General features: G+C 57.1%; 1 protein-coding gene. It reads right to left on the bottom strand.

Going from position 1 to position 679, the window contains the following annotated elements; translation table 11 throughout:
- Positions 1–465: 465 nt before the first annotated feature.
- Positions 466–679 (bottom strand): hypothetical protein (locus ACP4IX_RS36380; RefSeq protein ID WP_024919943.1); only part of this gene is annotated, 214 nt, incomplete at its 5' end.

The following is a 679-nucleotide window of genomic DNA, read 5'->3' as shown; positions in this document are numbered from 1 at the left end:
ATGTCGTAATATGAAACTTGAGTTCGTCGGACAATTCATCATCGCGAATCTCGATTGCGTAGGGGTCGACGTATAGGCGAGTGTCTTTGTTGGTGTTGATATTGACGAAGTCGAGTTCTGCTTGCGTCTTATCTAATTTGAAATGGTCCGAAATTCTGGGCATGGATGACCTTGTTCAAAGCAGTAAATTTTTAAGTGCGCAGTAGCCTACAGATTCAGGTCGAGGCGGCAAATCTGTCTTGACAAATTTCCTATATGGATTATATTCCTATCCATCCCGCCTCACTTGAGGGGCGTTGCCAGGGACGCTTGATAGCGCGGGGCGGGATGTGGCGCCTGCGCGCGCGAGAAGGGACGTCCTTCTCCGCTCCCGGGAGGCCTCGGGTCACCGTCCGGGCTCACTATGGGGCTCTGCCGTTCGCCGGCTGGACGCGGTGAGGACGAAGGCGGCGAAAGCCGGCCGGATCAGGGGTCGAGTTTCTCCCCCATCCTCACCCGGAAGTGCGGTCCCGAGGACAGAAATCGCCGCGGCGGAGCGTCGAAAGGCGTTTCGCGGTCAGCCTCTCGTGGCGACACGATGCCGGCCGCGTACTTGAATTGAAGGCGCGTCTTTCGGCGCTCCTCCTCCCTCTCTTTCCAGGAGAGGTGCACGGTCTGACGACATCGCTGATCGGACATC

This window comes from Streptomyces sp. WG5 (assembly GCF_049974565.1).
In the GTDB taxonomy this organism is placed as follows: Bacteria; Actinomycetota; Actinomycetes; order Streptomycetales; family Streptomycetaceae; genus Streptomyces.
The sequence above is the reverse complement of the archived record's forward strand: the minus strand, read 5'-3'. Positions and strand labels throughout refer to the sequence as shown.